Below are 6,376 nucleotides of genomic sequence, written 5' to 3' on the forward strand. Positions count from 1 at the left end.
TCTACAGCGTCGAAACGGACCGACCCGATTTGATATCGGCACGTCTCACTCGCCGTTCGAGATGGGGTCGCCTCCGCGCTCGGACACCGTAACTTCCCCGGAGAGCGACTGTGCGGACGGCGGGGCGAGCGTAATGCCTTCCTCGTCGAAGCGACGTTTCACGAGTCGCCGGAAGTCGGAGCGAACCGTCAGAATGTCGCTGTTCATCGGGTCTTCGACCCAAAATTCGGCTTGTACGGTGACTTCGTTCTTGCCGAGGTCGAGGATGCGTGCGTTCGGCGGCGGGTCGTCGTGAATCGGTTCGTGGTCGCTGGCGATTTGCTTGAGTTCCATCAGGGCCCGTTCGGTGTCCTCGTCGTAGGCGACGTACACCTCCTCGGTAATCCGAAACCGGTCACGCCCGTAGGGGCGAGTAATCGAATTGGTCGTCAGCTCCGTGTTCGGAACGGAGATGGACTCGTTGTTCGGCGTTCGAACCCGAGTGACGCGGAAGTCGACTGCCTCGATAGTGCCCTTGCCGCCCGGCCACTCTATCCAGTCGCCGACGTTGAAATCCGGGTCGGCGACCAGGAACATCCCGCTGATGAGCGACCCAAACACCTGTTGGCCGGCGATACCGAGAGCGAACGTGAGGGCTGCGATGATGACCGCCGACTCCGAAAGTACCCGTCCGTAGCCGGCCGCGATGATGCCCGTCAGCGTCGCGAATCCGATTATGATGACCCGGAGGTACGTCTCGGTCGCCGTCTCGATAGTGGGGTTGTTGCGATTGCGCGATTTGACGATTCGGATGGCGACCGGAACGAGAGCGACCCGGCCGAGAAAATAGACGACAACGAAACCGACGACGAACCAGAACAGTTCCGCCAAGACCTGATTGTAGGCCGAGAAGATGTCGGTCACCCATCTCGGGGCGGTGAGTTGGCTAATCATGCTGCATGGTTGCGGCGTGTGAACAAAAATCCCAACCGCCGGCCGCGGACAAATCGGATGTCTCTCTAGTTGCTAGGAGCCCCCTCGTTAGCGCCGCTCTCGAACCCAGTCCTCGAGGGTGAAGTCGTCGTAGGGAGTGCGGTCGACGACGGTCCACTCGTCGGTATCCCACTCCGGGAAGTACGCGTCGCCGTCGTATTCACCCGGAATCCGGCTGAGTAACATCCGGTCGACGACCGGTTGGAACAGGGCGTAGATACCCGCCCCACCGATGACGTAGGCCCGGTCGTCCCCGAGCGATTCGACGGTTTCGATTGCCTCGTCGACGCCCGATGCGTGGTGTGCCGACTCGATATCGTAGTCGGACACCGACCGGCTCAACACGACCTGTACCCGCCCCGGAAGGTCATCGCGCATCGAATCGAACGTTCGCCGGCCGAGGATGACGGGCCAGTCCGCGATTCGGTTTCGGTACTGTCGTTTGTCGGCCGGAACGCTCGGCCACGGTAACTCGCCGTTCCGGCCGATGACGCCGTTGTCCGCGACCGCCGCGACTGAGATGAGTTCCATGAGTTAGAGTTCGTTCGGCTCCGTTGAAAACCCTCTTATCGGGGAAGTGTAGTCGTGAGACGGTGGTTCGGTCGAGTGGTTCACAGAACCCATATAGCGCCGGAGGACCTACAAGGAGCGAATGGAAGACTCCGCTTCGTCACAGACCCAGTCAGGTATCTACACTGCTCCACGAACGGAGGTCTCCCGAAATCAGGGCAAGTTCAGGATTCACTTCAATTTCCCCGGCCGGGCCGTACCGGGGCACGACGACCACGGCTACGGGCCGCTCGCGACGGTCGTCGAGTCGTTCATGGACCCGGGGACGCTCATCCGGATGCACCAGCACCGCAACGAGGAAATCATCTCCTGGGTGCCCGACGGCGTGATGCGCCACGACGACCGCAAGGGCAACGAACTCGTCACGGACGCCGACCACCTGATGGTGATGAACGCCGGCAGCGGCTTCTGGCACGCCGAGGAGACGCTCGCGGATGACCCGCCGTTGCGGATGCTCCAGATATTCGTCCGGCCCCACAGCCTCGACCTCGAACCCGGCATCCAACACGAGCCGATTCCCGATTCGACGCCCAACGAGTGGCGGCACCTGTTCGGCCCCGAAGGGAGTGCTGCGCCGCTGTCCGTCCGCAACGACGTCCACTGCTATGACTGCCGGCTGGAGGCCGACGGTACGACCACGCTCCCCTCCCAGCCGGGGTGGGATACCTACTGTTACGTGTTCGAGGGTGCGGTCGATATCGAGGAAGAATCCGTCGGGTACACCGAGAGCGCACTCGTGACCGAGGAGAGCGAGGTGTCCGTCACCGCAACCGAGGAGTCCACTATCGTCGCGTTTACGGTCAATCCCGACGCCCCCATCACCCGTCAGGGGACCATCGGCCGCTGAGACGGCGATTCGACTCGCTGGAAGACGAGAACCTACTCGACGAGCCCGACCTCGTGGACGTGCTGTTCTAGTTCATCTTCCGATTCGAAGGCCTTTCCGCAGGCCTCACAGACGTGTTCTTCGTCGTGTTCTGTCGAATTTTCCATACTATTCCTACGTTGTCAACCGTTATCAACCCTATTCTACCTGCCTCACAAAGAAGCCCGTCAGTCGAGTTCGTCGGCTGCCGCCCGAACGAGTCCATCGAGGATTTCGGGCGTCGTCGGATGGTACGCTCGGTCAGGTATCTCCCTGACGTCCAGTTCCATCTCGACGGCCAGTTGCATCGTCTTCGCCATCGCGTCGGCGTGGTAGTGCAGCCCCTGAAAACCCAACACGGTGCCGTCGGTACCGACGACGAGCCGGGCCAGTCCCTCGGGAACGTTCTTGGTCTTGAAGACGCCGTCGCTCGCGGTCTCGCGCGTGACGACGAGGTGGTCTACGCCCGCGTCGTCGGCCGCTTCGGCGGAGTGGCCCACCCGAGCGTACGGGAGGACGCCGAGCCCGGAGAAGACGACGTGGTGGTGGACGTTCTCGTAGGCACGCAGTGGCTCGCCGTCACGGTGCCGCCGGATGTTCTCGGCGGTGAGATGTCCCTGCTCTTTGGCGACGTGGAGGATGGGCTCCTTGCCGTTGGCGTCGCCAGCGACGAACACGCGGGGGTCGTCCCGCGTCTGCATCGTGTTCTCGACCCACTCGGGACCGGTCTCGATAGCGGTTTCTTCGAATCCGAGTCGGTCCAGCGTCGGACGGCGACCGGTGAAGGCAAACAGCTGGTCGGCTTCGATGACCTCCTCGGTCCCCTCTCGGTCGACGTACATTCGAACACCGCCGTCGCCGGTCGCTTCGACGCGTTTTTCGTCGGTGTGCGTGAGCACGTCGATGTCGAACGCCTCCCGATAGTACTCCAGCAGGACATCACCGAAGGGGTCGTCGCCCTCGTCGAGTGGGCGGGCGTCGTGTTCGATGACGGTGAGGTCCATCCCTGCCGCCTCGCTGAGATACGGGACGAGTTCCATCCCGATGTAGCCGAACCCCATGACGACGCCCGAGTCGCCGAACTCCGTGGCGTCCAGCACGTCGGCGCTCGTCCGAACTGGCACGTCGTCGATGCCCGGAAGGTCGGGGATGGTGACCGAGGAACCGGTCGCGATGACGACGTAATCGGGGTCGAGCGTTCGGTCCCCGACGGCGAGTCGGTGGTCGTCGACGAACCGTGCCGTCCCGTGGATGAACTCGACGTGTTCGCGTTTGGCGAGCCGTTCGACGGCGGCTCGACGGTGGGCGGCGAAGTTCGAGGTGTGTTCGTTCTTGCGTTCGACGGTCGCCTCGAGGTCGACGTCGGGCAGTGGCCCCGACAGTCGGTCGTCGTGCCGGGCAGCGAACCGGTGTTCGGCGGCCGACAGCACCTCCTTCGAGGGCATACAGCCCCGGAGGATACAGAGCCCGCCGCCCGGTTCGCCGTCGTCGACGAGCGTCAACCGGACGTCGGACTCATCGGCCAATCGCTGGGCCGCCGCGACACCGGCACTCCCGTAGGCACCGACGATTACGACGTGTGTACTCATACCGAAACCGGCGTTCGGAGCCAGCATAACGGTTCGGGGGCGACAGATGACCGATACTCGAACGCCCACACGGCGTGCACACGCCCACAAGAGCCACGATTCTACCCGGTCGATACGTACGAACACATGTCCCGACTCCCGCTACTCGAGATAGACGACATCCCAGAGGAGTATCACCACCTGTTCACCGACGAGTACCTCGGCGACCGCCACATCTTCCGGGCGTGGGCACACAACCCGGAGGTTCTCCAGGCGACGCTGGAGTATCTGAACGTGCTGTACGACCAGCTCGGCCAGCGCCGGAAGGAACTCGTCATCCTGACCGTCGCGAGGGCTCGTGGCGCCCGCTACGAGTGGCATCAACACGTCGACATCGCCCGCGAGAAGGGCGTCACAATCGAGGAGATGCAGGCAATCGGGGGCGGCGACCTCTCGGTGTTCGACGACGCCGAGTTCGTCCTGCTTCAGTACGCCCGTGCCGTCGAGTCGGGAACGGTCACCGACCAGATTCACGATGCCCTGACTCGTCACTATCCGCCCGGCGAAATCGTTGCGCTCGGCCTGCTGGTGGATTTCTACGTGGGGCTGTGCAACTACATCGCCTCCGTGGACCTCCCCTTCGAAGGCGGCGAGTTCGTCGGCTGGATTCCAGACGACGAGACGGTCTCGGAACTGTTCGAGTAGCGCCCAGACGGAAAATCAACCCGACCGGCTGTTATCGGCGCCGTTTCGGGCTTCGTGTAGTTGAGCGCAGATACTGCCCTGTCCGCTTATGTTCACGTTCGCGGCCCGCGCCCTGTTGTTATCCAATAGCTAGCCTCGCCGTCGAAGCCACCCTTTCAGAATAGCCACGAGCGGTTAGCCCGGGAAGAAAGTACCCACCGTCAATGAGCGCCGAAATCGGAACGGAGACAGCTCACTCACGACGGGAAATAACAGAGGCCGGCGAAGCTATCGTCTCCAGCAGTCGGTCGATAACCAACAGAGAACCGACCGCGAGACGCCAGCCGTGATTCCGAGGAGGTGTCGCGACGGAGCCGAGAGAAACGACCGCGGGCAGTTGCTGGTACTCGCCGCGCTCCTGTTGGCCGTTCTGTTCGTCGGCCTCGCGATGATTGTGAACGCGGCGATATACACCGAAAGCCTCGCGGTACAGAAAGACGACAGCACCCAGGATGCCATCCAAGCTAACCAACACGCCGTCGAGACGATTGGCGAACACATCGCGTACGTCAATCGAAACCACAACGCGAGTCATCGAACCCTCGGCGAGAACTTCACCACCAACGTGGGGGAGTGGAATCAAGCCGTCGTGGCCGGGAAAACGAAGCGTGGAGCATACAGTTCGCTGTCGGTCAACTCGATTCTGAACCGGACGGAAGTCGTCCACGAAAACGAATCCCATCGGTTCGCGAACGCCACTGGGGCCGGAAACTGGACGCTTGCCGGCGGCGTCGAAACCGTTTCGACGTATCGGATGGAGGTCCACGACGACGCCCTCGTCGAAACTGGTGGCAGCCAGCCGTTCCGAATCCGCGCGCAGAACGGAACGAGTTGGGAGCTGGCGGTGACGAAGGACAGCGGAACCGGCGAAATCGTACTCACCGTCACGGACGGCGACGGCAACGTCGCCACCTGTCGCACCAGCGGGCCGACGGCGCAACTCGACCTCGTGGCGGGAACGGTCGACGGTGCCGACTGTCCGGGCCTCGAAGTTGGAACCGGCGTGGCCCAACCGTACACGCTGGCCTACGAAAACGGCACGAACGGACGCGGCGACTACGACCTCACCGTTCTCACGTCGGCTCGAGTCGACGACGGACAGTACCACGCCGAGACGGGGTCGCCGCGAGCGACCTACGCCATCGATAGCGCGATCGTCGTCCATACCTACCAGACTGATGATGTAGTATACACAGCGACCGTGGTCGTCTCTCCGGACGCGTGAGTAATCTCACCTCCTTCGCTCGGAAGTGACTCTACAGATAAGCAAGGCGAGTGCCTCGGGGCTTGTCCCCGAGGCGGTTCACCCGACCACCACGAACTATGCGTTGGGACGGCCAGCACCGAATTATACTACTATATCGCTAAATTTAGATGTACTCGTTCCGCTCTCGAGTCGCTTCTCCGATACCCGCATTGGTTGAGCAGCTAGGGCAGGCGTATACTACTCCCTCATCGTCGCCGAAGACACGTGTGAACCGAACCGAAACGTGGTCGCCACAGGTAGCGCATTCTGGCATCGTAATCAGTAGAACTCCCGGACGAGGTCCATCGCGTTCGTCGGGGGCGCGGTCGGGGATGTCGTTCGAGTCGGTGTCCTCGATGCCCTCGCGCTTCTCGAAGCCGACGGAACTGTCGTCCTGATAGATGACGCTTG

General features: G+C 62.4%; 7 protein-coding genes. 3 read left to right on the forward strand and 4 right to left on the reverse strand.

Features of this window, described 5'->3' with window-relative positions; all coding sequences use genetic code 11:
• Window positions 1–45: 45 nt before the first annotated feature.
• Together GJ631_RS07880 and GJ631_RS07885 are read right to left on the reverse strand one after the other, a co-directional pair.
• Complete coding sequence (locus GJ631_RS07880) at window positions 46–933, reverse strand: mechanosensitive ion channel family protein (protein ID WP_156708622.1); 888 nt, start codon at window positions 931–933, stop codon at window positions 46–48.
• Window positions 934–1,020: 87 nt separating this feature from the next.
• Window positions 1,021–1,503, reverse strand: a complete 483-nt coding sequence (locus tag GJ631_RS07885) for a dihydrofolate reductase (protein WP_156708623.1) — start codon at window positions 1,501–1,503, stop codon at window positions 1,021–1,023.
• A 121-nt stretch (window positions 1,504–1,624) separates the two neighbouring features.
• Between GJ631_RS07885 and GJ631_RS07890 the strand changes: the two genes are divergently transcribed.
• Window positions 1,625–2,389 carry a pirin family protein gene (locus tag GJ631_RS07890; protein WP_156708624.1) on the forward strand — a complete coding sequence of 255 codons (765 nt, stop codon included), beginning with the start codon at window positions 1,625–1,627 and terminating at the stop codon, window positions 2,387–2,389.
• Window positions 2,390–2,595: 206 nt separating this feature from the next.
• On the opposite strand, the gene GJ631_RS07895 is transcribed toward GJ631_RS07890, so the two are convergent.
• Window positions 2,596–3,996 (reverse strand): NAD(P)/FAD-dependent oxidoreductase, encoded by a 1,401-nt coding sequence (locus GJ631_RS07895; protein ID WP_156708625.1) that lies wholly within the window; start codon window positions 3,994–3,996, stop codon window positions 2,596–2,598.
• A 126-nt stretch (window positions 3,997–4,122) separates the two neighbouring features.
• Between GJ631_RS07895 and GJ631_RS07900 the strand changes: the two genes are divergently transcribed.
• Both GJ631_RS07900 and GJ631_RS07905 read left to right on the forward strand, forming a co-directional pair.
• On the forward strand, window positions 4,123–4,680 hold the full coding sequence (locus GJ631_RS07900; RefSeq protein ID WP_156708626.1) for a carboxymuconolactone decarboxylase family protein: 558 nt from the start codon (window positions 4,123–4,125) through the stop codon (window positions 4,678–4,680).
• Window positions 4,681–5,056: 376 nt separating this feature from the next.
• Window positions 5,057–5,944, forward strand: a complete 888-nt coding sequence (locus GJ631_RS07905; protein WP_156708627.1) for a hypothetical protein — start codon at window positions 5,057–5,059, stop codon at window positions 5,942–5,944.
• 145 nt (window positions 5,945–6,089) lie between these two features.
• On the opposite strand, the gene GJ631_RS07910 is transcribed toward GJ631_RS07905, so the two are convergent.
• Window positions 6,090–6,376, reverse strand: a 287-nt coding sequence (locus GJ631_RS07910) for a hypothetical protein (RefSeq protein ID WP_156708628.1), incomplete at its 5' end; no start/stop codon positions are given.

It is taken from the genome of Natronomonas sp. CBA1123, assembly GCF_009741925.1.
Classification (GTDB): Archaea; Halobacteriota; Halobacteria; order Halobacteriales; family Haloarculaceae; genus Natronomonas.

Excerpts from the sequence above, each read along its gene's own strand:
- GJ631_RS07885 (WP_156708623.1), bottom strand. The coding sequence starts at position 1,503 with ATGGAACTCATCTCAGTCGCGGCGGTCGCGGACAACGGCGTCATCGGC.
- GJ631_RS07880 (WP_156708622.1), bottom strand. The coding sequence starts at position 933 with ATGATTAGCCAACTCACCGCCCCGAGATGGGTGACCGACATCTTCTCG.
- GJ631_RS07895 (WP_156708625.1), bottom strand. The coding sequence starts at position 3,996 with ATGAGTACACACGTCGTAATCGTCGGTGCCTACGGGAGTGCCGGTGTC.
- GJ631_RS07890 (WP_156708624.1), top strand. The coding sequence starts at position 1,625 with ATGGAAGACTCCGCTTCGTCACAGACCCAGTCAGGTATCTACACTGCT.
- GJ631_RS07900 (WP_156708626.1), top strand. The coding sequence starts at position 4,123 with ATGTCCCGACTCCCGCTACTCGAGATAGACGACATCCCAGAGGAGTAT.